A 22,700-nucleotide genomic window follows, 5' to 3' on the forward strand; every position below is an offset into this window, starting at 1 on the left:
ACGTTGGACTGGAGCGGCGGATATCTCCTCATATCCGCCGGCGCCAACCCCGATAACTCGGAAACTGCAAGGACCGTTCCCGATGCTTATTCGGAAAGCGCCCAGGCGTGGAAAACGGAAGCCTGTTCCTGACCCTTGTCGCGCGCCGTCTCGTCATTGGCGGCCGACATGGCAACCGACTTGCCGGCAAGCTGACGCCTTACCTGGTCCACATAAAAGGAATGGGGGAGCTCACCGCCGGTTCTCGCGCGCATTTCCGTCGCGAGGCGGTCGATGATGTCAGCAGTATCAAGGGAACGGGCGTCCTTGTCCTCAGACGCATCGAGCATTGGCATGCTATTCGGTGCCATCATGGCGATCCTCCTCCGGTACAACCAAGGGGACGCTATCATCATCGCATCGATTCCGATATCGCATTTGTTAAGGGCGAGATATTGGGGGCGGTTTATACCCAAAATCGTTAATTTCGTGATTCAGATCTAAGGCCACCTTACAACCGGAGGCAGTGATGACAGGATGGACTCGACGTTGCCGCCCGTCTTCAAACCGAAAATCGTGCCCCGGTCGTAGAGCAGGTTGAACTCGACATAGCGGCCGCGGCGGATCAGTTGTTCGTCGCGATCATATTCCGTCCAGGGCCTGTTGAAATTGGCCCGGACGATCTTCGGATAGACGAGGTTGAAGGCGCGGCCGACATCCTGGACGAAGGCGAAGTCCGCATCCCAGCCGCCCTTTTCCTCGACCGGATGCAGCCAGTCGAAGAAAATGCCGCCGATGCCGCGCGCTTCATTGCGGTGCTTCAGGAAGAAATAGTCGTCGCACCAGGCCTTGTAGCGGTCGTAGTCGGCGACCGCCTCGTGGCGCTTGCAGGTGATTTCCATGACCCGGTGGAAGAGCGTGCTGTCGGGATCCGTCTGGGTGCGGCGTCGGTCGAGCACCGGAGTGAGGTCGGCGCCGCCGCCGAACCACTGGCTCGACGTCACCACCATGCGGGTGTTCATGTGGACGGTCGGCACGTTGGGGTTGACCGGGTGGGCGATCAGCGAGATGCCCGACGCCCAGAAACGCGGGTCTTCCTCCGCACCCGGCATCTGGCTGCGGAAATCGGCTGAAAACTCGCCATGGACGGTCGAGGTGTGGACGCCGACCTTCTCGAAGACGCGGCCTTCCATCATCGACATCCGGCCGCCACCGCCGGCCCCGCCTTCGCGTAGCCAGTCCTTGGGTTTGAAGCGGCCGGGCTCCTGATCGGAGAGGGGGCCGGTCAACTCGTCCTCGAGGCCTTCGAGCGAGGCGCAGATCGTGTCGCGCAGGCTCTCGAACCAGGCGCGCGCCGTCGCCTTCTTGTCTTCGATGTCCTCAGGCAGTCCCTTGGGCAGTACCGGCCGTTCCATGTCTCTATTTCCTCTCGCCATCCCCTTGGCGCGATTCGCATTTTTCCGATCGGGGATTAGCATTTCTGGCTTTCGCGAGCCATTCCATCGGTTGTCGCAGGTGGAAAATGAGACTCGCAAAGCGCGTCGCCCGGCATTATCTTTACCGCATAATCAGGTGCTGATCAGAGGCTTTCATGGCAAAGTTCACACCCCCGCCGCTCGACGGGCTGAAACGCAGGATCGATCGCCACCGGCAGGAAAAAGCCGGCGAGCGCCAGGGCATGTTCGTGCGCCAGACCTTCCAGCTCTCGCGGGAAGAAGCGCGCGAAAAGGCGCGCGAATGGTTTCACGAATTTCCGAAGGCAGCCTACTGGACCGAAGTGGAAAGCTGGCGCCAGCTCGAAGGCGACCAGATCGAATTCACCATGCGCAGGTTGCCGACGGCGGATTGACCCGATCCGTCACTGCGGATCCTCATAGGTGTAGAGAGCGCACATCTCGTCGCTGCTCTTCGGCGGATTTCTGCCCGTAAACACGGCGATCGCCGACATGCCCTTGCCCGACGCCCAGTTCGCGACATAGGTCACGTCGCCCGATCCGCAGAGCTGGTTGCCGTTTTCGAGTTCCGGATCGGCCGGTTCCGCGACGCGATAGACCGATCCCGGCACCCGCCTGCCGTCCACTCGGAAATTATCGGCGACGAGGTCGGAGAATTCGAGCGTTTCCTCATTCTCGAAGGTGATGCCGAAGTCGTCCAGCCAGATGTCCCCGGTCACGCTCATCGCCGTCTTGCTGACCGCGACGTAGTGCTCGGCCTCCTGGGCGTGAACCGGCGAGGTCATCAGGGTCATGGCGGCAACAGTCATCGGGTAGCAAAACAGATTGCGCATCTCGATCCTTGAGGGCTTGGGCTGGGAAGAACGAAGCTCGACTGCGGAAACATATGCGATCCCCGATATTTGGCCCATGGGCTTCGATCGGTTTGGCATGTGTTTTTCGAAAGATGCTAAACAGGCGGGAGATGGGATTGAGCCTATCCGTGCAATCAATCCGCATCCACCTGCTCTTCCGCTTCCAGCAAGATCGGCCCCGCACCCTTTTCGCCGAGCATGTCGAGCGGGTTCCTGAGCGGGCAGTCCTCCATCGACAGGCAGCCGCAGCCGATGCAGCCGGTCAGGTGGTCGCGCAGCGCCGTGAGGCTGGCGATGCGTGCGTCGAGCTGGCGTTTCCAGGTTTCCGAAAGGCGCTGCCAGTCCTTTGCCGTCAGCGGCCGGTCGTGCGGCAGAACAGAAAGCGCCTCGGCGATGTCGGCAAGCGGTATGCCGGTCTTCTGCGCAACCTTGATGACCGCGACCCGGCGCAGCACCACGCGGGGATACCGGCGCTGGTTGCCGCGGTTGCGGCGGCTCTGGATCAGTCCCTTGGTCTCGTAGAAATGCAGGGTAGACACCGCCACGCCGCTGCGTGTCGCGACTTCCCCGACCGTCAGTTCAAGCTCCAGCCGCCCGCCCGGATTTTTCTTCATCATCGCTGTTGACCTCAATATTGCTTGAGGTTTTATAGCAGAGGCTCCGAGAAAGAGAACCGGAGCCCGGCTCAATGAAGACGGAAATCGTTCTGCCGCAGCGCCTCGCCGGCGATCATGGCCGCCGACATGGCGACGTTGATGGACCGCTGGCCTTCGACCATGGGGATGAGGATGCGGGCATCGGCCGCCTCATGGACATGGTCAGGCACGCCGGCGCTTTCGCGGCCGAAGAGCAGGATATCGTCCGGCTGGAATTCGAAGCGGGTATAGGGCAGGGCGGCCTTGGTGGAGGCAAGCACGACGCGCCGGCCGGTCGCCTTGCGCCATTCGTCGAAGCGCTGCCAGTTGACGTGGCGGGTGAGCGTGACGCTGTCGAGATAGTCCATGCCGGAGCGCTTCAGGTTCCGGTCGGAAATGTCGAAGCCGGCCGGCTCGATGATATCGACCGACAGGCCGAGACACGCGGCGAGCCGGAGGATCGTGCCGGTATTGCCGGGAATATCCGGCTGGTAAAGGGCGATGCGGAGCCCGCAGGAGATGTCACTCATGCCCCGTCCTTACGGGAAACCGAGGCCGGGGCTCAAGCCCTTTCGATGCGCGCGCATGGCTGTGACGATCGGGCAACAGAAAAGCCCTGGGTGGCGAGCTGCAACGATTTGCCCTTTTCAATCGATGCCCGAGAAGCTACAAGAAACGCGCAACTCAACGCCCACTCAAGGAGGCCCACATGGATATGACCGTGCTTTCGCGCCTCCGCTGCCGGATTACTCGCTTTCTGGCCTAGGCGTTTCGCGGTTTCTCGCAAACTTTTCCTCGTCTGACTCGTTACGTGGCCGACATCCGGTCTCGCTATCCAGGTTTACGTCGTCCGATTCCGGCCGCCTTGCGCGCTGAAGCGGTGCGGCATCCGACTTACGGAGCTTTTTTCATGTTCTCGTGGTTCGAACGGCGCGTTGATCCCTATCCGGACGAAGCGCCCTCACTACCGCCCGCCGGCCTTGCGGCCTTCCTTTGGCACTATACCAAGCCGGTCTGGCCGTGGGTCGTCATCATGTCGACCTGTACGATGCTGATCGCGATCGGCGAAGTGGCGTTGTTCCAGTTCCTCGGCGATATCGTCGACTGGCTGACCAATGCCGATCGGGCGACCTTCCTTGAAAGCGAAGGGCCTAAACTGTTCTTCATGGCCTTCGTGGTGCTGATCGGATTGCCGGCGATCGCGACCCTCAATTCGCTGATCATGCATCAGATCCTGATGGGCAATTTCCCGATGATCGCCCGCTGGCAGATGCACCGCTTCCTGCTCAGGCACTCGATGACGTTCTTCGCCAACGAGTTTGCCGGCCGTGTTTCGACCAAGGTGATGCAGACCTCGCTCGCCATCCGCGAAACGGTGATGAAGGTGCTCGACGTATTCGTCTATGTCTTCACCTACTTCGTCTCGATGATCGCGATCGTCGCGGCCGCCGACCTGCGCCTTGCGGTACCGCTCGTTCTCTGGATCGTCTTCTACTCGATCACGGTCGCCTATTACGTGCCGCGTCTGAGGAAGATTTCGGCGGAACAGGCGGATGCGCGCTCAATGATGACCGGTCGCGTCGTTGACAGCTATACGAACATCGCGACCGTCAAGCTCTTCTCGCATGCGGGAAGGGAAGAGGCCTATGCGCAAGACGCGATGGACGTATTCCTGAAAACAGTCCATGCGCAGATGCGCAAGGTGACGGGTTTCCAGGCTCTGGTCTACTTCTACAACTGTGCGGCGCTGTTTACCGTCGGCGCGTTGTCGATCTGGTTCTGGCTGGACGGTGCCATCTCGATCGGGGCGATTGCCATCGCCATCGGTCTTGCGATGCGCATCAACGGCATGTCGCAATGGGTGATGTGGGAAGTCTCGGCGCTCTTCGAAAACATCGGCACCGTCTATGACGGCATGTCGATGATGACCAAGGCGCATGACGTGGTGGACCAGAAGGGCGCTTCGACGCTCACCGCGAAAAAGGGCCATATCCGCTACGACAACGTCCACTTCCACTATGGCAAGGGCAAGGGCGTCATCGAGGGCATGACGCTCGATATCCCCGCCGGCCAGAAGGTCGGTCTGGTCGGCCGTTCCGGCGCCGGCAAGACGACGCTGATGAACCTGCTGTTGCGCTTCTACGATCTGGAAGGCGGCCGCATCACCATCGATGGCCAGGACATATCGACCGTGACCCAGGACAGCCTGCGTTCGCTGATCGGCGTGGTCACCCAGGATACCTCGCTGCTGCACCGCTCGATCCGCGACAACATCGCCTACGGCAAGCCGGATGCGACCGACGCGGACATCATCGAAGCGGCCAAGCGGGCAAACGCCTGGGAGTTCATCGACGGACTTGCCGACATGCAGGGACGAAAAGGGCTCGATGCGCATGTGGGCGAACGCGGCGTGAAGCTTTCCGGCGGGCAGCGGCAGCGCATCGCGATTGCCCGGGTCTTCCTGAAGGACGCGCCGATCCTGGTGCTCGACGAGGCGACGTCGGCGCTCGACTCGGAAGTCGAGGCGGCGATCCAGGAGAACCTGTTCGCGCTGATGGAGGGCAAGACGGTGATCGCGATCGCCCACCGGCTGTCGACGCTGACCGAAATGGACCGGCTGATCGTGCTCGATCGCGGCCGGATCGTCGAGGCCGGCACGCACCGCGAACTGGTCGCGACCGGCGGTATCTATGCCGACCTGTGGAACCGCCAGTCGGGTGGCTTCATCGGCCATGAGGATGTGATCGAAGAGGCGGCGGCGGAGTAATCCGTCGCCGTCCATTTCTCGCTCCAAGGTGAATATTCTAAGGGATGCTTTCGCGGAATTCAGATTCGGTTTTCGCGGGTGTGCCAGATACGAAGAAGAAAAATCGTCTCGCCCTGTATCTCGTATCGCAACTCGTAATCACCGATCAAAAGGCGTCGAATTTCACGCGGTGCAAACTCATCCAGCCTTTCACCAAGCCGCGGATGCTGGATGAATTTCTTGGGTGCTGCAGCCAGGTTTTGAACCGTGCGCGCCGCAGGTGCATTCACCGCAGCCAGAAAATCATGAAGGCGGTCGAGGTCGGATACCGCCTTTGACGACCACTTCAAATCCATCAGACGGGACGGGGCAGAGGCTTGTCAGTTCCCAGGCTGGAAACCCATCTTTCGACCTTTTCCTGATCGACCAGATTTCCCTCATCCACGTCCGCCATTGCTTCCAATGTCAGCCGCCGCCGTTCCTCTTCAAGTTCGACCCAGTTCGCGAGTGCCTGCTTGACCACCCATCCTCTCGAGCGTTCGAGGCGGTTTGCCAGTTCGTCCACTTTCTCGGCCAGCTGAACCGGCACATGTGCAGTCAGAACACGGGTTTCCATGGGAACTCCTTTTGGTCAATCATAGTGATTGATCATGATTATGTCCAACCGGCACGAAAGCCCATATGGCTGGGGTTTTACATTAAGAAAATGTAAGCCGACGCCCGGCCGCTTTTGCTTTGCCCACGATCAGAATCCGCCTATATCCGGTCCATGCTGAAATCGGTCTTCCGCACCTTCGAGAGCTTTATCAAGCCGTTTGCGAGGCGGGACGACCTGAAGCCGCCCGTGGGTCTCATTGGCTTCATCTGGTTCTATGTCCGCCAGGCAAAGCTTCCCTTTTTCGCGATGCTTGTGCTCGGCGGGCTTGCCGCCGGTGTCGAGGCGGCGATGTTCTGGTATGTCGGCCGGCTTGTCGATATTCTCGACACGACCCAACCCTCGGACGGATGGTCGGGACTGCTTGCCAACCACGGGACCGAACTGGTCGTCATGGCGCTGGTGGTCGGCATCGGCCGCTTCCTGATCGGGTTGATGACGGCGCTGGTCGACCAGCAGATCATCACGCCCGGTTTCTACAACCTGGTGCGCTGGCAATCCTACATCCACGTGTCACGCCAGTCGCTCTCCTTCTTCCAGAACGATTTCTCCGGCCGTATCGTCACGAAAGTCTGGTCGGCCGGCCAGGCGACCGGCGACGTTCTGACCTCCTTCATGGAAAGCGTCTGGTTCGTCGGCATTTATTCCGTTTCGACCATCGCGCTGGTCGCCGGGCTCGACTGGCGGCTGGCCGTGGTCGTCGTCGCATGGCTTTCGATCTTTGCGGTGCTCGCCAGGTATTACGTGCCGCGTATTCGCGAACACTCCAAGGCCTCGGCCGAGGCCGGCTCGATGATCAGCGGCCGCATGGTGGACGCCTATTCGAACATCCAGACGCTTCGGCTGTTCGGCCGCGACGAGGCGAACGACCGCTACATGCTCTCCGGTTTCGAGAGCTTCCAGGACACGATCATCGCGTTCACCCGGCTGCTGACCAGCGTGCGCGCCTCCATGGCTTTCCTTTCCGGCACGATGATCGTCACCATGGCCGCGATGAGCGTGCATTTGTGGCTCTCCGGCCTGATCTCGTCCGGTGCCGTCGCCTTCACCATGGCGCTGATGCTGCGGCTCAATTTCCTGCTCGGCCGACTGATGACGCAGCTCAACGGCATCATGCGCAATATCGGCACGATCCAGAATTCGGCCGAACTGATCTCGCAGCCGATCGGGCTGGTGGATGCGCCTGATGCCACCCAGCTGGTGGTGAAGCGCCCGGAAATCCGCTTCGAGAACGTCAGTTTTCATTACGGAAAGGCGAAGGGCGTCATCGACAATCTGTCGCTCACCATCCGGCCGGGAGAGAAGCTTGGCATCGTCGGGCGTTCCGGCGCCGGCAAGTCGACCCTCGTCAACCTGCTCCTGCGGTTCTACGATCTCGAAGGCGGCCGTATCCTGATCGACGGGCAGGATATCGCCAGGGCGACGCAGGAATCGCTGCGCGCCCAGATCGGCATGGTGACGCAGGATACTTCGCTGCTGCACCGGTCGATCCGCGACAATATCCTGTTCGGCCGGCCGGATGCGACGGAGGCGCAGCTCGTCGAGGCGGCGCGCAAGGCTGAAGCCGACACGTTCATCGCGGCTCTCGAAGACCAGCGCGGCCGCAAGGGTTTCGATGCGCATGTGGGCGAGCGCGGCGTCAAGCTTTCGGGCGGGCAGCGCCAACGCGTGGCGATCGCACGCGTCATGATCAAGGATGCGCCGATCCTGGTGCTCGACGAGGCCACCTCGGCACTCGACTCGGAGGTGGAAGCGGCGATCCAGTCGAACCTGGAACGGCTGATGCAGGGCAAGACCGTGCTCGCCATCGCCCACCGGCTCTCGACCATTGCGGCTCTGGACCGCCTGATCGTCATGGACAAGGGCCGGATCATCGAGGACGGCACGCATAACGAACTGATTGCGCGGGGAGGGCTCTATTCGGAGCTCTGGGCAAGGCAGTCCGGCGGCTTCCTCGCCGCGGACGCCGCCCAATAGCGCCGGCTCACTGACCGGTAACGGCGATCTCGGCGATCAGCCCGAAGTGGTTCGAGCCGTGCGCTTGGGGAATGCGGGTCAGCGACTTTATCTTGAGCGGTGCCCGCGCATAGACATGGTCGATCGGCACGCCGAACGCCCCCGCCCGGATCGGCCAGGTGGCGGGCTCGAAGCCGGCAGTCGTCAGGTCCGCATTGCGGAGGAACCGGCGCATGTTCGGCGCCAGGCTCGACGCGTTGAAATCGCCCGACAGCAGCAGTGGACCGCTCGTCTCGCTGATTGCGAGAGCTGCGCGGGTCAGCTCCATGGAGTGGAAATTGTCGAAATAAGGCTTGGTCGTATGCATGCCGACGAAATTGATCGTTTGGCCGCGGACGGTCACCTTGGCGAGGATAAAGCGATCCGGAAAGATCTCGCTGAGCGACTGTACCGTCGGCGCTTCGATCGGCACCTTCGACAGCATGAGCTGGTCGCAATTCTCGATCAGCAGGCCGCAGCCCACCCGGTAGGGATAGGTTTTCGCCAGCTCGTCCATATAGACCCTGAGCGGGGCGGCTTCCATGACGTTGACCAGGTCGGCGCCGGACGACCGGATCGTTTCGACGATGTCTTCCGCGTTGGCGAAATTGTCGTTGAGGATGTTGAAGGACATCAGCTTGATTGTCGGCGCACCGGCATCCGCCGCGGTCGGCGGCGCGGCGAACTCGCGGCTCATCAGCACCGCATGGCCGACAAAGAGAAGCGAGGCGGCGAACAGCAGCCAGACCAGGAAGTGGCGCCTGACCAGAAGTGCTGCGGCTATGGCGGCCACGCAGCCGAGTGTCGCGTGCAGCTGCAGGCTGTAAAGCGTACCCAAGATCCAGTGCGGGTGTATGTAACGCGTCCCGATCGCCATCAGTACAAGCGACACGATGACGCAGATGGCAACCGATAGTGTTTGTCTCATTCGGGTATGTCCGGGACGGCCGCCTTCTGTCGTGGGCTTGGCCTAACATGAGGCCCGATTTGTTGCAATGCGGTGCCCGGCGAGGCAGTTAACGGGAAGCGCGCCATCCCCGCCGTTTTGCTTGAAGAACGCCAGATCTCCCTGGCCGGACAGGCCGGTGTAGGCCCTGTTTCGCAGGCCTGTGCTCTGCCTGTCACGCTGCTCCGGAACCCTCCGGGTTTTCCGGCGACAAACTGGGCGGCACCCCTTGCCAAGACTGGACATATTTTGCGATCAAGCATAGAACGCGCCGGATTGCCGGGGAATCTATGGTCGAATTGTGTTCAACCGAGATTCGCCGGGACGGGGGCAGGGCGGTTTCCGCAAATTGCGTGAGAAGGATGATTGAGCCGTGAGCGAGCACGACACACATAGCGAAACACTGGGCGAGCCCACTCGCCGTGATTTCCTTTATCTGACCACCGGCATGGCCGGCGCTGTCGGCGCTGTATCGGTTGCCTGGCCCTTCATCGATCAGATGCGCCCGGACGCCTCGACGCTGGCGCTCGCGTCCATCGAAGTGAATGTCGGCGCCCTCCAGCCGGGCATGTCGCTGACCGTCAAGTGGCGCGGCAAGCCGGTCTTCATTCGCAACCGCACGCCGAAGGAAGTGGAAGAGGCGAATGCCGTGGCGCTGGCGGATCTCAAGGATCCGGTCGCCCGCAACGCCAACCTGCCGGCCGACGCACAGGCAAGCGATCTCGATCGTTCCGCCGGCCAGGGCAAGGAGAACTGGATCGTGATGATCGGTTCCTGCACCCATCTCGGCTGCGTTCCGCTCGGCCAGTCCGGCGATTTCGGCGGATGGTTCTGTCCGTGCCATGGCTCTCACTACGATACGGCGGGCCGTATCCGTAAGGGCCCGGCGCCGCAGAACCTCGCCATTCCGACTTTTGCATTTGCGTCCGACACAGTGATCAGGATCGGGTGAGGGGATAATATTTATGAGCGGTCATTCCACATACCAGCCATCGACCGGCATCGAAAAGTGGATCGATTCGCGGCTTCCGCTGCCGCGCATGATCCATGACAGCTTCATTTCCTACCCCGTTCCCCGCAATCTGAACTATGCCTACACGTTCGGCGCCATGCTGTCGGTGATGCTGATCGTGCAGATCATCACCGGTGTGGTGCTCGCCATGCATTATACCGCTTCGACCGGCATCGCCTTCGACTCGGTCGAAAAGATCATGCGCGACGTGAACCATGGCTGGCTGCTGCGCTACATGCATGCCAACGGCGCCTCGTTCTTCTTTGTCGCCGTCTACCTGCATATCGCCCGTGGCCTCTATTACGGCTCCTACAAGGCACCCCGCGAAATTCTCTGGATCCTCGGCGTGGTCATCTACCTCCTGATGATGGCGACCGGCTTCATGGGCTACGTTCTGCCCTGGGGTCAGATGTCCTTCTGGGGCGCGACCGTCATCACCGGCTTCTTCTCGGCCTTCCCGCTGGTCGGCGAATGGATCCAGCAGTTCCTGCTCGGCGGCTTTGCCGTCGACCAGCCGACGCTGAACCGCTTCTTCTCGCTGCACTACCTGCTGCCCTTCATGATCGCAGGCGTCGTCATCCTGCACATCTGGGCCCTGCACGTCACCGGCCAGACCAACCCGACCGGCGTCGAAGTGAAGACCAAGACCGACACTGTGCCCTTCACGCCCTATGCGACGATGAAGGATGCGCTCGGCGTCTCCGTCTTCCTGATCGTCTATGCCTGGTTCATCTTCTACATGCCGAACTACCTCGGCCACCCGGACAACTACATCCCGGCCGACGCCCTGAAGACCCCAGCTCACATCGTTCCGGAATGGTATTACCTGCCGTTCTACGCAATGCTGCGCGCGATCACGTTCAACGTCCTCTTCATCGACTCCAAGCTTGGCGGCGTTCTGGTGATGTTCGGTTCGATCATCATCCTGTTCTTCCTGCCCTGGCTCGACACGTCGAAGGTCCGCTCCGCCGTCTATCGTCCCTGGTACAAGCTGTTCTTCTGGCTGTTCGTCGCCAATGCGATCATGCTCGGCTGGCTCGGTTCCCAGCCTGCGGAAGGCATCTTCACGGCGCTGTCGCAGATCGGCACGCTGTACTACTTCGGCTTCTTCCTGGTGATCATGCCGCTTCTCGGCCTGTTCGAAACGCCGAGGCGCATTCCGAACTCCATCACGGAAGCGGTTCTTGAGAAAAAGAACGGCAAATCCGCCGAAGCCCGCGCCTGACGCCTGCGACCGAGAGGGATTAGAATTATGAACAAGCTTGTTACAAGCCTCGTCTCGCTGGCCTTTCTGGCGGGAATGGGCGTTGCCTCGGCCGTGGCGCAGGAAAATCACGCTGCGGCCCCGGCCGCGGAACATGCGGAAACGCCGCATTTTCCGATCCACCATCCGAAGGAAACCGACTGGAGCTTTGCAGGCCCGTTCGGCCATTATGACAAGGGCCAGCTCCAGCGCGGCCTGAAGGTCTATACGGAAGTCTGTTCCGCCTGCCACTCGATGCGTCTGGTCTCCTTCCGCACCCTGGAAGACCTCGGTTACTCGGAAGCCCAGGTGAAGGCGTTCGCGGCCAACTACAAGGTTCAGGACGGCCCGAACGACGACGGCGAGATGTTCGAACGCACGGCCGTTCCGTCCGACCACTTCCCTTCGCCCTTCCCGAACACCCAGGCTGCCGCTGCCGCCAACAACGGCGCAGCACCGCCGGACATGTCGCTGATCGCCAAGGCCCGCGGCGTGACGCGCGGCTTCCCGCAGTTCGTCATCGACATTTTCACCCAGTACCAGGAAGGCGGACCGGATTACATCCATTCGCTTCTGACCGGCTACGAGCAGCCGCCGGCCGGCGTCGAGGTTGCTCCGGGCACCCACTACAATCCGTATTTCGCCAGCGCCGCGGCGCTCGCCATGGCTCCTCCGCTCAGCGCCGACCAGGTGACCTATGACGACGGCGCGCCGCAGACGGTCGATCAGTATGCCAAGGACGTCTCGGCCTTCCTGATGTGGGCTGCCGAGCCGCACCTCGAAGATCGCAAGCGCACCGGTTTCATGGTGATGATCTTCCTGGTGATCTTCACCGGCCTGATCTACCTCACCAAGAAGTCGGTCTACGCCAGCAAGGAACACTGAGGTTTTACCTCGTGATTGCGAAAAGGCGGCCTGCGGGTCGCCTTTTTTGTTGGGAGGAGAGCCATCAGTTGCTAGGCTCGGCCTCTTTCCTGCCGCCAAATATGTGGGTCACATGTCTTCCAAGAACGCTCTCTCCGCCGCCATCCGTTCGATCCCGGATTATCCGAAACCGGGCATCGTCTTCCGGGACATCACCACGCTGCTCGGCGACGCCGTTGCCTTCGGCCGGGCGGTGGATGAGCTGGTGGCACCTTATGCGGGCCTTGGCGTCGACAAGATCGCCGGCATCGAGGCGCGTGGCTTCATCCTCGGCGGTGCGCTGGCGCACCAGCTGAGGGCCGGCTTCGTGCCGATCCGCAAGAAGGGCAAGCTGCCGCACCAGACCGCGCGGATGGCCTACAGCCTCGAATACGGCACCGACGAGATGGAGATCCATGTGGACGCGGTAAAGGCCGGCGAGAAGGTGATCCTCACCGACGACCTGATTGCGACCGGCGGCACCGCGGAAGGTGCGGTGAAGCTGCTGCGTCAGCTTGGCGCCGAGATCGTCTCCGCCTGCTTCGTCATCGACCTGCCGGATCTCGGCGGCCGCAGGAAGCTCGAAGCGCTCGGCGTGGAAGTCAGAACGCTGGTCGAATTTTCAGGTCACTGAGGTCCCGGCCACGAAGGCGGGTCGGGCGAGGGAGCTCGCACGGGAAGCTTCAAGCGAATTCCAGCACGGTGCCTTCGTAGCGCATCACCACCTCGCCATGCTGGTTCACGCCGTCACAGACGGTCATGTTGATCCAGGTGCCGGGACGCGAGGCAAGCGAGCGGCTCTCGGTCAGCGTGACGGAATAGGTGACGCTGTCGCCGGCATAGACCGGTTTCAGCCATTGCAGCTTCCTGAAGCCGGCCGAAGGCCCGAGCTTCGGGGCTGTGATGCCCTCGCTTTCGAGCCGCGCCACCTCGGTTTTCCAATAGGCGATATAGGTCTTCATCCAGCCGGCGCAGGTGTGCCAGCCGGAGGCGCAGAGAGCGCCGAAAACGTAGCTCTTCGCCGCTTCGGCATCCACATGGAAGGGCTGGGGGTCGAATTTCTTCGCGTAGCGGACGATGTCCTCGGCGGTGAAGAGAAGCGTTCCGGTGATGATCTTCTGGCCGGGTGGGGAAAGCTCGATCAGCCTCATGCAGCGTCCTCCCGGGCGTCTCGCAGCCGCATCATGATCGGGTTCTCGCCGCGCATGACGATCTCGCCGCGCTGGTTCTCCACCTCGTGCAGGAACTTGACGATGCCGATGCCCGGGCGGGAGCGAAGCGTGCGGGATTCGAGTACGGTCGAGCGGCCGGACAGCGTATCGCCGGCCAGAACCGGCCTTTTCCATTCCATGAACTCGATGCCCGGCGATCCCTCCGACGAGCTGCTGGACAGCCAGCCGTCGAACATCATGCGCATGAACATGCTCGCCGTATGCCAGCCTGACGCCGACAGTCCGCCAAGGATGCTCGCCTTGCCGGCCGCCTCGTCGAGATGCATGGGCTGCGGGTCGAACTCCGCGGCGAATTCGACCATCTCGGCTGCCGTCACCGATTTGGATGCGAGCGGGAAAACCCGCCCGATCGAAAAATCCTCGAAATAATATGCGGCTTCCGTCATGTGGCCCTCCCGCCCACGGTCTCAGGTGTTGAAGCGGAAGTGGATCACGTCGCCGTCCTGGACGACATATTCCTTGCCTTCGTCGCGGCCCTTGCCGGCTTCCTTGGCGCCGACTTCGCCCTTGAAGGTGATGTAGTCGTCATAGGCGATGGTGAAGGCGCGGATGAAGCCGCGCTCGAAATCCGTATGGATGACGCCGGCAGCTTGGGGTGCCTTGGTGCCCCGCACGATCGTCCAGGCGCGGGTTTCCTTCGGGCCGACGGTGAAATAGGTGATCAGATCGAGCAGGTGGTAACCGGCGCGGATCAGCCGGTCGAGGCCGGCTTCCTCAAGCCCGAGGGCCGACAGGAATTCCTTCGCTTCCTCTTCCGGAAGCTGGGCCACTTCGGACTCGATCGCGGCCGAGATGATCACGCATTCGGCGCCCTGTTCCCTGGCCATGGCGGCAACGGCCTCAGTGTGCTCGTTGCCGGTCGAGGCATCGGCTTCCGCGACGTTGCAGACATAGAGGACCGGGTGTGAAGTCAGAAGGTTGAGGCCCTTGAGGATCTCGATCTCTTCGGGCGCCAGCGTCTTCAAAAGCAGGCGTGCCGGCTTGCCGTCGTTCAGGAGCTTGATAACCGCATCCATGACCGGCAGCTGCGCCACGGAATCCTTGTCCTTGCTGGCGGCGCGCTTGCGGGTCTGCTCGACGCGGCGCTCCAGGCTTTCGAGGTCGGCGAGCATCAGCTCGGTCTCGATCGTGTCTGCGTCGCCGACCGGGTTGATGCGTCCCTCGACATGGGTGATGTCGTCATCCTCGAAGCAGCGCAGAACGTGCACCACTGCGTCCACTTCGCGGATATTGGCGAGGAACTTGTTGCCGAGGCCTTCACCCTTCGATGCGCCGCGCACGAGGCCGGCGATATCCACGAAGGAAATGCGGGTCGGGATGATTTCCTTGGAGCCGGCGATCGCCGCCAGCTTCTGCATGCGCGGATCGGGCACGGCCACTTCGCCGGTGTTCGGCTCGATCGTGCAGAAAGGATAGTTGGCCGCCTGGGCGGCAGCCGTCTTGGTGAGCGCATTGAAGAGAGTGGACTTGCCGACATTCGGCAGGCCCACGATACCGCATTTGAAACCCATGGGTCCGGACCCTGTATCTGAAGAAATTTCGTTGCTGTGGCTATGGGGGAAAGTGCCGGAGCGGTCAAGGCTCTGCTGTCAGGTGATCCTTGCGCGTAAGGCATATTTGCCTTACTTTAAATCAATGGAGAATGGCGATGGTTAGATTGAAAGTCACCGCGAAAGGACAGGTTACCCTGAAAAAGGAAGTTCTTGATCACCTTGGCATCAAGCCCGGCGACGAGATCGATGTTGATCTCCAGCCGCAGCGGCAGGCTATGATCCACCCGATTTCCGGCAAACTGCCGATCGAGAGTGTCTTTGGAATGTTCAAGAATACGACAGGCAAAAGCTATTCGATCGATGAGATCAACGAGGCGATTGCAGCAAGCTATGCAGGTGAGGCGGAGCAATGAGCCTGATCGTCGATACCAATATCCTCTTGAGGGCAATGATCTTCGATCATGAAGTCGAAAGCCCGAAAGCCCAGGCTCTATTGGCCTCGAACGAGGTGACCATTTCGAATCAGACCCTGTGTGAAATGGTATGGGTTCTTCGTCGGCTCTACAAAAGAAGCCAGAGCGACCTCGTCGCGGCAATCCAGACCTGGATGAGTGTCAAGACCGTCGCGCTTGATCGCGCTGCGGTGGAAGCCGGCCTGACATTCCTGGAAGCCGGCGGCGACTTCGCCGATGGAGTCATCGAATTCGAGGGACGTAAGCTCGGCGGCGACACGTTTGCGACCTTCGACAAGCGGGCCGCCTCTATCGTGCGTGCGAAGGGCCGCGAATGCATGTTACTCGACGCCGATTGATCCGCCGTTCACCACCCGGTTGCTTGAAATCCCTCGGTTGCGGTGCGATATAGCCGGCATGTTCTCCCGATAGGATTGCATCGTCAGGAGAGGCCGATGGCCGAAAATACCACCGTAAAACCGAAGACGAAAACCAAGACCAAGCTGGAGCGGCCGAAGCTCTACAAGGTGCTGCTGGTCAATGACGACTATACGCCGCGTGAATTCGTGACCATGGTGCTGAAGGCCGTGTTCCGGATGAGCGAGGAGACCGGCTACCGGGTGATGCTGACCGCGCACCGGATGGGGCTGGCTGTCGTCGTGGTCTGTACCAAGGACATTGCCGAGACCAAGGCGAAGGAAGCGGTGGACCTTGCCAAGGAGGCGGGTTTCCCGCTGATGTTCATCACCGAGCCGGAAGAATAGATTACCTCTTCTTTCCGGCCTTCACGCCGAGCGCCTCGGCGCTGATCCAGAAGACCGCGTCCTGGGATTCGGCGGTTTCCAGCCAGAGGAAATCGAGGTCGGGGAATTCCTCCTCCAGGATTTCGCGGCCCGAGCCGATCTCGCAGATCATGCCGCCTTCCGGGTTCAGATGCGCCGGCGCCTCCGCCAGAAGACGGCGGACGATATCGAGCCCGTCCACGCCGCCGTCGAAGGCCATGGCCGGTTCGGAACGGAACTCTTCCGGAAAGCCGTCCATCGCCTCGTGGTCGACATAGGGCGGATTGGTGATGATCAAATCGTATTTCCGCTTGCCGAGCGGCGCGAAGAGATCGCCTTGATGAAGTGCCAGCTGGTCTTCCACACCGTGCTCGGCGACGTTGAGCTTTGCCACCTCCAGTGCGTCGGACGAAAGATCGACCGCATCGACCGCGGCGTTCGGGAAGAACTTGGCGGCGAGGATGGCAAGGCATCCCGATCCGGTGCAGATATCGACGGCGCTCTCGACACTCAGCGGATCCGGCAGGAAGGTGGAGCCGCTTTCGCCGAGATATTCGCTGAACAGGATCTCGCCGATATGGGAGCGGGGCACGATGACGCGTTCGTCGACGAGGAAACGGACGCCCTGGATATAGGCGTGGCCGGTCAGGTAGGACGTCGGCTTGCGGGTAGTGACGCGGGCGTCGATCCGCTCGGCCAGCAGGCGGCGCTCGGCCGGCAGCAGGCGTGCGTCGAGAAACGGATCGAGCACGTCGATCGGCAGGTCGAGCGAGTCGAGGATCAGGAAAGCGGCGTCGTCGCTTGCCGTCGTGGTGCCGTGGCCGTAGCTGAGGTTTGCGGCGCTGAACCGGGAGATGGCATAACGCCAGTAGTCGCGAAGGGTGACGAGTTCGCCGGTGATGTCATCCATGTTCGGGGCCTGGTTCATGTCGCGCTTCCGTTGTTCGATCGGCCTCCCATAGCTGCTCCGAAAGCGGCGCGCCACCCCTTTGACCGGAGCGATACCGGGCTGTCTAAGCGCGGCGCATCTGGAAGCCGGTCTTGTTTTGAAGAAACCCGCAGCCTTCGTAGAAACGCAGTGTTGCCGGGTCCGTGGAGCCGGTCAGCAGCATCACCTTGTAGCAGCCGTCATTCCAGGCCTGGTCGATGGCCCTGCGGATGAGGGCACCGGCATAACCGCGCTTGCGGTGGTCCGCGTGGGTGACGACGTTTTCGACCAGCGCATAGGGCGCGCCCTTGCGGGTGAGGTTCGGCACGACGATCAGAGTGACCGTGGCTGCCGCGCGCCCGTCTGCGAAGCCGATCAACACCGTCATGCCCGGCTGGGCGAGAATGGCGGCAAAACGCTCCTGGGCCAGTGCCGGCTCCGGGTCCGGATCATGGTTCAGGTGGTGATAGAGTTCGATCAGGTCGGCAAGATCGCCGTCGCGGGCCGGGCGGATCGTGAAGTCTGCAGCGGGCGTCGACACTATTCGCCCTTGCCGCCGAACATCTTCTTCAGCATCTCGGCCATCGGACCCGATGTTGGAAGGTTCGGCTTTCCGCCGCCTCGGGCCTGGTGGATATGCGACTGGCCGGCCGGCTTGGAGACGGGCTTCTTTTCCGGCTTCGGTTTCTCCTCGTCAGGCTTGCCGCCGACGGCGAGCGCCAGCTTGTTCATCAGCTGCGAGTCCTCTCCCTTCACCAGCATCTCGGCATTGTCGGCGAGCGCGTCGAGGAGAGGGGAGAGCCAGGTCTGGTCGACCTTGGCGAAATCGCCGAGCACGTGGTTGTGGACAAGCTCCTTCGATCCCGGATGGCCGATGCCGAGGCGAAGCCTTCGGTATTCCCGGCCGCAATGGGCGTCGAGCGATTTCACGCCGTTATGGCCGCCATGGCCGCCGCCGGTCTTGATGCGGGCCTTGGCTGCAGGCAGATCGAGTTCGTCGTAGATGGCGATGAGGTTTTCCGGGCCGAGCTTGTAAAAACGCATGGCCTCGCCGACCGCTTCGCCGGAGAGGTTCATGAAGGTTTGCGGCTTGATCAGCAGCACTTTTTCGCCGGCGAGCTCGCCTTCCGAGATCAGCGCCTTGAACTTCTTCGACCAGGGCGAAAAGCCGGGCCGGCGCTGGATCGCGTCCACCGCCATGAAGCCGATATTGTGGCGGTTGCCCGCATATTGGGAACCGGGATTGCCGAGGCCGGCGATGATGAGCATGGAGACATCCATCCTTGACTGCTGGCTCTCACCACCGCGAAACGCCGCCAAAGTCAACCGGTTTCGACGCCCGAGCTTCTATTGAGGCTCGCCGATACCGTAGCGCTTCAGAATCGCAGTCTGGATGCCGTCCTTGATGAGGCGGTCGAGGCCTGCCTGCATCCTGGCGATCAGGTCGTCGGGCACATTCGGATGGCACGCAATGCCGAGATGCTGTTCGGTGAACAGGATGACTTTTTCGATCGGCGTTCCGTCCGCCTTCAGCTTCTGATAGACGCCTTCGGACATGGGCATCATGTCGATGCGATCCTGCAGCAGTTTTCTCAGCGTCGTGTCGACATTGGCGCTGAGATCGATCTTCCGAAAACCGGAACTCTTCAGAAGCCCCTCGGTATAGTCGGCCCGATGGGTGCCGACCGTATACTGCTTGGCCTCCTCCAGCGTGGTCGCCGCGACCTTGGAACCCGCATGGCGCACGAGAATGTTGCGGTCGACGAAAAGAGGCACGACCCATTTGAAACGCGGCTCGCGTTCCGGCGTGCGGGCGGCGGCGAAGACGCAATGCATGGATTGCGTCTCGGCCATGGCGATGGCCCGGGCCCAGGGCATGATCTCCAGCGTGTAAGGCGTGCCGGCGTCCTGCATGATCATGTCTACCTGGTCGATGCCGGCGCCGCGATAGTTGCCGCCGGGCTCCTGGTAGCTGAAGGGCGGGTAGGACTCGGTCGAAAAGACGATGGCCTGCTGGGCATGGGCGCCGGACGCGAGGCTGAGTATGGCAAGAAGCGGCGCTGCGATTTTCATCTGTCCCTCTTCCAAACGCACAAGTTGTCATTTCTGACCCAGCATCTGGTCCGGAGGTGAGGGCTTGTCAGCTCGCCATGGACTCGATTTCGGCCTGCCGGGTGGATAGGGCCGAGAGCAATTCGGAGATTTCGCGGGGCTTCGAGAAGAGATAGCCCTGCGCATAGTCAATACCCATTTGCCGCAGCAACGAGCGCTGTTCTTCCGTCTCGACGCCTTCGGCGACGACCTTGCAATTCATCTTATGAGAAATAGCACTAATGCCTTCGACCAGCATCCTGTTTTTACTGCCTATGTCGCCCGTCTGTTCGGTGAGCGAACGGATGAAGGACTGGTCGATCTTGACGATATCGACCGGGAAACGGCTCATATAGCTCAGCGACGAATAACCGGTGCCGAAATCATCGAGCGCGATCCGGCAGCCGAAACGATGGATCTCGTTGAGAATGGTGCGGATTTCCGGATTGTCGTGCATCAGCACGGCTTCGGTGATTTCCACCACCAGGCGCGACGGATCGATGCCGTAGCGGCCGAGCAGGCCGGCAAGTCGTGCCGGCAGGCCGGGCTCGAATTGCAGCGGCGAGAAATTGACGGCGACATAGGTCTCGCCCATGCCCGGCAGGCGGGAGACGCGGGCGAGATTCGCCATCGCGTCTTCCAGGATGAGGTTGCCGATCTGGCCGATCGAACCGGTCTCCTCGGCAACGCTGATGATGCCGGCCGGCGACATCAGGCCTTTCCGCGGATGGCGCATGCGCATCAGGGCTTCGAAGCCTGACGGAACGCCGGTCTCGATGTCGACGATCGGCTGGAAATGCGCCTCGAACCAGCTTGCGGCGATGGCGACCTCGATGTCGCTCTCGATCTCGGCCCGCTCCCGCGTCTGGTCGAGAATGGCGGGATCGTAGACCTGCGCGCCGTTCTTGCCGTCGCGCTTGCGGGCGTACATGGCCATGTCCGACTTCTGCAGCAGTTCGGCGGCGCTCGCGGCATGGCTCGGATAGAATGCAAGGCCGATACTGGCGCTCAACCGCACGCCGGTGCCCTGGATCCGGAAGGGAACCTCGAACATGTCGACGATCTTCTGGCTGAGTTCGGCCGCGCGGCGTTCGGCACCGTCCCCGGCAATCAGGATGGCGAATTCGTCGCCGCCGAGACGGGAGGCGGTATCGCCGTCGTTGAGCATCGGCTTCGTCCGCTCGACGAACTGACAGAGCACGGTGTCGCCGGCTGCATGGCCGAGATTGTCGTTGATCGCCTTGAAGCGGTCGAGATCGACGAACAGGCAGGCGACCTCGGTGCGCGCCTTGTCGGCCTCGGCGATCTTCTGGTCGAGCGCCGCCTCGAACCCCTGACGGTTCAGCAGCCCGGTCAGGTGGTCGGAGATGGCCTGCTGACGGTTGCGCAGCTCCGACTGCCTGAGTTCCGTAACGTCCGTCATGACGCTCAGCGAGCCGGGAATGCTGCCGCCGGCCGTGCCAAGCTCGGTTTCGACGATAAGCACGTCCATCAGGCGGCTGTCGGCACACAGGAACCGGACCGTGACTTCGATTGCGGGGCCGCTCGATTTTGCCTGCTGCTTGCGTCTTGCATAAATCTGGCGGTCCGCGGGGGCCACGAGTTCGGAAAACGGATGGCCGATGACGTCCTCGCGGCGATAGCCGGTCGCCAGCAGCCAGTAGTCGCTGACGGCGGCAATCTGGTCGCCCGAGGTCAGCGAGAACAGCATGGCCGGCGTCAGGTTGTAGATTTCCGTGGTCTGCTGATGCGCGCGCTTCAGTTCGCGTTCCTCGCGCTCCAGCAGCGTCTGCATTTCGTTGAAGCTCTTCGCCAGCCTGCCCATCTCGTCGTTCGAGCGCCAGTCGACATGATGGCGCGAGCCGAGCCTGCGGGTTGCCTCGATGGCAGCGGTCAGGCGCATCAGCGGCTTGATGACCATGACGCGATTGCCGAGGATCGCTGCGCCGAAGACCGTCAGGATGGTGATGATGAAGATGGAGATGAAGGCCATTTCCATCTGGTGCAGGGCGGAGAACCAGCCGAGCTTCGGCACGTAGACGGTAATGCTGCCGACACTGCGCATGCCCTGCTGTGACTTGTAGAAGATCGGCTCGGAGATCGCTTCCAGGCCGCGGAAATCGGCCGGATTGACATCGACTTCGGAGATATTCAGCTTGCCGGTGTTGTCGCTGATCTGCACGCCGTTGATGGCGGGATCGGCGATCAGCATCGTGGCGACCTGGTGGATGCTGTCGGTATCGAGATCCCAGAGCGGCTTGCCGAGGGCCTGGGAATTGGTCACCAGCACGAGGTTCACATGTTCGCTGAGGTTCTCGGCGGCCTGCTGGGAGGAAAGTGCCAGAAACAGCGTGAACAGCGGAGCGACGACGACCAGAAGGGCGCCTGAAATAATCGCAATAAAACGACTCTCAACGGAATGAGTCATCCGTCTTCCCCGCATTCATCGTCTGGCCATCGCCGGACTATTTCCCGTCATGCTGAAGTAGCGTGCATCGTTTCACCTATTCATTAAACTTCACTGAAACGACGATGCCAAGATTCGAACGAATTACGGAGGCAGGGTTACTAAACTGTATTCGGCGGGCAATAAAAAACCCGCTTCCTTGCGAAAGCGGGTCCCATTTCAAGAATTCAGGCTGGTTTATTCAGCAGAAGCCGGTTCTTCCTCGGCAACGCCTGCAGCCGGGGCGACGATCGTCGCGATGGTGAAGTCGCGGTCGGAGATGACCGGACGTACGCCAGCCGGCAGCTTGACGGCGGAGATGTGGAGGCTGTCGCCGATCTTCGCGCCCGTCAGGTCGACGGTCAGGAATTCCGGAATATCGTTGGCCGGGCAAAGCAGCTCGACTTCGTGACGGACGATGTTGAGAACGCCGCCGATCTTGATGCCCGGGGACTTCTCTTCGTTGACGAAGTGAACCGGAACCTCAACGGAAACTTCCGTGTTGCCCGAGACGCGCAGGAAATCCACGTGCATGGTGAAATCGCGGACCGGATCGAGCTGATAGTCCTTCGGCAGGACCTGGATCTTCTCGCCGTTGACTTCGATCGTGGCAACCGTGGTCATGAAACCACCGGCATGGATGCGCTTCGTCACTTCGTTGGTCGACAGAGCGATCGCGAGGGGGGACTGCTTGTCACCATAGATGACAGCAGGAATGAAACCGTTGCGGCGAAGTTCACGGGAGGACCCCTTACCTACCCGTTCGCGCGCCTCGGCCTTGAGCTCGTATGATGCGTGGCTCATGGCATATCCTTTCGAGGTTGTTTGGAGAGTTTTTCGCAAGCGTTGTAGGC

27 protein-coding genes are annotated in these 22,700 nt (G+C 61.3%); 10 read left to right on the plus strand and 17 right to left on the minus strand.

What is annotated here, in order from left to right:
- Positions 1–86: 86 nt before the first annotated feature.
- Both ACZ9EJ_RS04740 and hemF read right to left on the minus strand, forming a co-directional pair.
- Entirely contained in the window at positions 87–353 is a 267-nt protein-coding gene (locus ACZ9EJ_RS04740) for a hypothetical protein (protein ID WP_046638998.1), read from the minus strand.
- 126 nt (positions 354–479) lie between these two features.
- Positions 480–1,394 carry an oxygen-dependent coproporphyrinogen oxidase gene (gene hemF / locus ACZ9EJ_RS04745; protein WP_046638999.1) on the minus strand — a complete coding sequence of 305 codons (915 nt, stop codon included), beginning with the start codon at positions 1,392–1,394 and terminating at the stop codon, positions 480–482.
- A gap of 176 nt (positions 1,395–1,570) precedes the next feature.
- Between hemF and ACZ9EJ_RS04750 the strand changes: the two genes are divergently transcribed.
- Complete coding sequence (locus ACZ9EJ_RS04750; protein ID WP_037076370.1) at positions 1,571–1,828, plus strand: hypothetical protein; 258 nt, start codon at positions 1,571–1,573, stop codon at positions 1,826–1,828.
- A 9-nt stretch (positions 1,829–1,837) separates the two neighbouring features.
- Here the strand turns inward: ACZ9EJ_RS04750 and ACZ9EJ_RS04755 are convergent, their stop codons facing one another.
- From ACZ9EJ_RS04755 to ACZ9EJ_RS04765, 3 genes are all read right to left on the minus strand, one after another.
- Entirely contained in the window at positions 1,838–2,266 is a 429-nt protein-coding gene (locus tag ACZ9EJ_RS04755) for a hypothetical protein (protein WP_046639295.1), read from the minus strand.
- A 155-nt stretch (positions 2,267–2,421) separates the two neighbouring features.
- The gene (gene soxR, locus ACZ9EJ_RS04760; RefSeq protein WP_046639296.1) at positions 2,422–2,901 is read right to left on the minus strand and encodes a redox-sensitive transcriptional activator SoxR; all 480 of its coding nucleotides are present in this window, start codon (positions 2,899–2,901) and stop codon (positions 2,422–2,424) included.
- A gap of 71 nt (positions 2,902–2,972) precedes the next feature.
- The gene (locus ACZ9EJ_RS04765; RefSeq protein WP_046639000.1) at positions 2,973–3,452 is read right to left on the minus strand and encodes a tRNA (cytidine(34)-2'-O)-methyltransferase; all 480 of its coding nucleotides are present in this window, start codon (positions 3,450–3,452) and stop codon (positions 2,973–2,975) included.
- Positions 3,453–3,832: 380 nt separating this feature from the next.
- On the opposite strand from ACZ9EJ_RS04765, the gene ACZ9EJ_RS04770 reads away from it, so the two are divergent.
- Positions 3,833–5,689 (plus strand): ABC transporter ATP-binding protein, encoded by a 1,857-nt coding sequence (locus tag ACZ9EJ_RS04770; RefSeq protein WP_046639001.1) that lies wholly within the window; start codon positions 3,833–3,835, stop codon positions 5,687–5,689.
- Between the two features lie 59 nt (positions 5,690–5,748).
- On the opposite strand, the gene ACZ9EJ_RS04775 is transcribed toward ACZ9EJ_RS04770, so the two are convergent.
- Together ACZ9EJ_RS04775 and ACZ9EJ_RS04780 are read right to left on the minus strand one after the other, a co-directional pair.
- Positions 5,749–6,024, minus strand: a complete 276-nt coding sequence (locus ACZ9EJ_RS04775) for a type II toxin-antitoxin system RelE/ParE family toxin (RefSeq protein WP_080955647.1) — start codon at positions 6,022–6,024, stop codon at positions 5,749–5,751.
- Positions 6,024–6,284, minus strand: a complete 261-nt coding sequence (locus ACZ9EJ_RS04780; protein ID WP_046639003.1) for a CopG family ribbon-helix-helix protein — start codon at positions 6,282–6,284, stop codon at positions 6,024–6,026. The genes ACZ9EJ_RS04775 and ACZ9EJ_RS04780 overlap by 1 nt, the downstream gene beginning before the upstream one ends.
- A gap of 153 nt (positions 6,285–6,437) precedes the next feature.
- Here ACZ9EJ_RS04780 and ACZ9EJ_RS04785 point away from each other — a divergent pair, with 153 nt between their 5' ends.
- Entirely contained in the window at positions 6,438–8,300 is a 1,863-nt protein-coding gene (locus tag ACZ9EJ_RS04785) for an ABC transporter ATP-binding protein (protein ID WP_251089921.1), read from the plus strand.
- 7 nt (positions 8,301–8,307) lie between these two features.
- On the opposite strand, the gene ACZ9EJ_RS04790 is transcribed toward ACZ9EJ_RS04785, so the two are convergent.
- Entirely contained in the window at positions 8,308–9,246 is a 939-nt protein-coding gene (locus tag ACZ9EJ_RS04790; protein WP_046639297.1) for an endonuclease/exonuclease/phosphatase family protein, read from the minus strand.
- A gap of 391 nt (positions 9,247–9,637) precedes the next feature.
- Here ACZ9EJ_RS04790 and petA point away from each other — a divergent pair, with 391 nt between their 5' ends.
- From petA to ACZ9EJ_RS04810, 4 genes are all read left to right on the plus strand, one after another.
- The gene (gene petA, locus ACZ9EJ_RS04795) at positions 9,638–10,216 is read left to right on the plus strand and encodes a ubiquinol-cytochrome c reductase iron-sulfur subunit (protein ID WP_046631141.1); all 579 of its coding nucleotides are present in this window, start codon (positions 9,638–9,640) and stop codon (positions 10,214–10,216) included.
- A gap of 13 nt (positions 10,217–10,229) precedes the next feature.
- Positions 10,230–11,501 (plus strand): cytochrome b, encoded by a 1,272-nt coding sequence (locus tag ACZ9EJ_RS04800; protein ID WP_046631139.1) that lies wholly within the window; start codon positions 10,230–10,232, stop codon positions 11,499–11,501.
- 27 nt (positions 11,502–11,528) lie between these two features.
- Positions 11,529–12,404 carry a cytochrome c1 gene (locus tag ACZ9EJ_RS04805; RefSeq protein WP_037076337.1) on the plus strand — a complete coding sequence of 292 codons (876 nt, stop codon included), beginning with the start codon at positions 11,529–11,531 and terminating at the stop codon, positions 12,402–12,404.
- A 112-nt stretch (positions 12,405–12,516) separates the two neighbouring features.
- Positions 12,517–13,056, plus strand: coding sequence for an adenine phosphoribosyltransferase (locus ACZ9EJ_RS04810; RefSeq protein WP_046639004.1), 540 nt, complete (start codon positions 12,517–12,519; stop codon positions 13,054–13,056).
- 49 nt (positions 13,057–13,105) lie between these two features.
- Here ACZ9EJ_RS04810 and ACZ9EJ_RS04815 read toward each other — a convergent pair whose 3' ends face one another.
- Genes ACZ9EJ_RS04815 through ychF form a run of 3 tightly spaced genes read right to left on the minus strand, consistent with a single transcriptional unit; the run spans position 13,106 to position 15,165 of the window.
- A complete protein-coding gene (locus ACZ9EJ_RS04815; protein ID WP_046639005.1) occupies positions 13,106–13,573 on the minus strand; it encodes a MaoC family dehydratase in 468 nt (155 codons plus the stop codon).
- Complete coding sequence (locus ACZ9EJ_RS04820) at positions 13,570–14,040, minus strand: MaoC family dehydratase (RefSeq protein WP_046639006.1); 471 nt, start codon at positions 14,038–14,040, stop codon at positions 13,570–13,572. The genes ACZ9EJ_RS04815 and ACZ9EJ_RS04820 overlap by 4 nt, the downstream gene beginning before the upstream one ends.
- Before the next feature lie 21 nt (positions 14,041–14,061).
- Positions 14,062–15,165 carry a redox-regulated ATPase YchF gene (gene ychF / locus ACZ9EJ_RS04825; protein ID WP_046639007.1) on the minus strand — a complete coding sequence of 368 codons (1,104 nt, stop codon included), beginning with the start codon at positions 15,163–15,165 and terminating at the stop codon, positions 14,062–14,064.
- Positions 15,166–15,302: 137 nt separating this feature from the next.
- On the opposite strand from ychF, the gene ACZ9EJ_RS04830 reads away from it, so the two are divergent.
- From ACZ9EJ_RS04830 to clpS, 3 genes are all read left to right on the plus strand, one after another.
- The gene (locus tag ACZ9EJ_RS04830) at positions 15,303–15,560 is read left to right on the plus strand and encodes an AbrB/MazE/SpoVT family DNA-binding domain-containing protein (protein ID WP_046639008.1); all 258 of its coding nucleotides are present in this window, start codon (positions 15,303–15,305) and stop codon (positions 15,558–15,560) included.
- Entirely contained in the window at positions 15,557–15,958 is a 402-nt protein-coding gene (locus tag ACZ9EJ_RS04835) for a type II toxin-antitoxin system VapC family toxin (protein ID WP_255743009.1), read from the plus strand. Before ACZ9EJ_RS04830 ends, ACZ9EJ_RS04835 begins: the two co-directional genes overlap by 4 nt.
- 96 nt (positions 15,959–16,054) lie before the next feature.
- Positions 16,055–16,363, plus strand: coding sequence for an ATP-dependent Clp protease adapter ClpS (gene clpS / locus ACZ9EJ_RS04840; protein WP_046631127.1), 309 nt, complete (start codon positions 16,055–16,057; stop codon positions 16,361–16,363).
- 1 nt (position 16,364) lies between these two features.
- Here clpS and prmB read toward each other — a convergent pair whose 3' ends face one another.
- From prmB to ACZ9EJ_RS04870, 6 genes are all read right to left on the minus strand, one after another.
- The gene (prmB, locus tag ACZ9EJ_RS04845) at positions 16,365–17,309 is read right to left on the minus strand and encodes a 50S ribosomal protein L3 N(5)-glutamine methyltransferase (RefSeq protein ID WP_046631125.1); all 945 of its coding nucleotides are present in this window, start codon (positions 17,307–17,309) and stop codon (positions 16,365–16,367) included.
- 85 nt (positions 17,310–17,394) lie between these two features.
- Positions 17,395–17,850 (minus strand): GNAT family N-acetyltransferase, encoded by a 456-nt coding sequence (locus tag ACZ9EJ_RS04850; protein WP_046639009.1) that lies wholly within the window; start codon positions 17,848–17,850, stop codon positions 17,395–17,397.
- Positions 17,850–18,578 (minus strand): aminoacyl-tRNA hydrolase, encoded by a 729-nt coding sequence (gene pth / locus ACZ9EJ_RS04855; RefSeq protein WP_046639299.1) that lies wholly within the window; start codon positions 18,576–18,578, stop codon positions 17,850–17,852. Before pth ends, ACZ9EJ_RS04850 begins: the two co-directional genes overlap by 1 nt.
- Positions 18,579–18,656: 78 nt before the next feature.
- Positions 18,657–19,382, minus strand: coding sequence for a substrate-binding periplasmic protein (locus tag ACZ9EJ_RS04860; protein ID WP_046631121.1), 726 nt, complete (start codon positions 19,380–19,382; stop codon positions 18,657–18,659).
- Between the two features lie 67 nt (positions 19,383–19,449).
- On the minus strand, positions 19,450–21,828 hold the full coding sequence (locus tag ACZ9EJ_RS04865) for a bifunctional diguanylate cyclase/phosphodiesterase (RefSeq protein WP_046639010.1): 2,379 nt from the start codon (positions 21,826–21,828) through the stop codon (positions 19,450–19,452).
- 216 nt (positions 21,829–22,044) lie between these two features.
- Positions 22,045–22,650, minus strand: a complete 606-nt coding sequence (locus tag ACZ9EJ_RS04870) for a 50S ribosomal protein L25/general stress protein Ctc (RefSeq protein WP_046639011.1) — start codon at positions 22,648–22,650, stop codon at positions 22,045–22,047.
- Positions 22,651–22,700 lie beyond the last annotated feature (50 nt).

It is taken from the genome of Neorhizobium sp. USDA 3394, assembly GCF_056280385.1.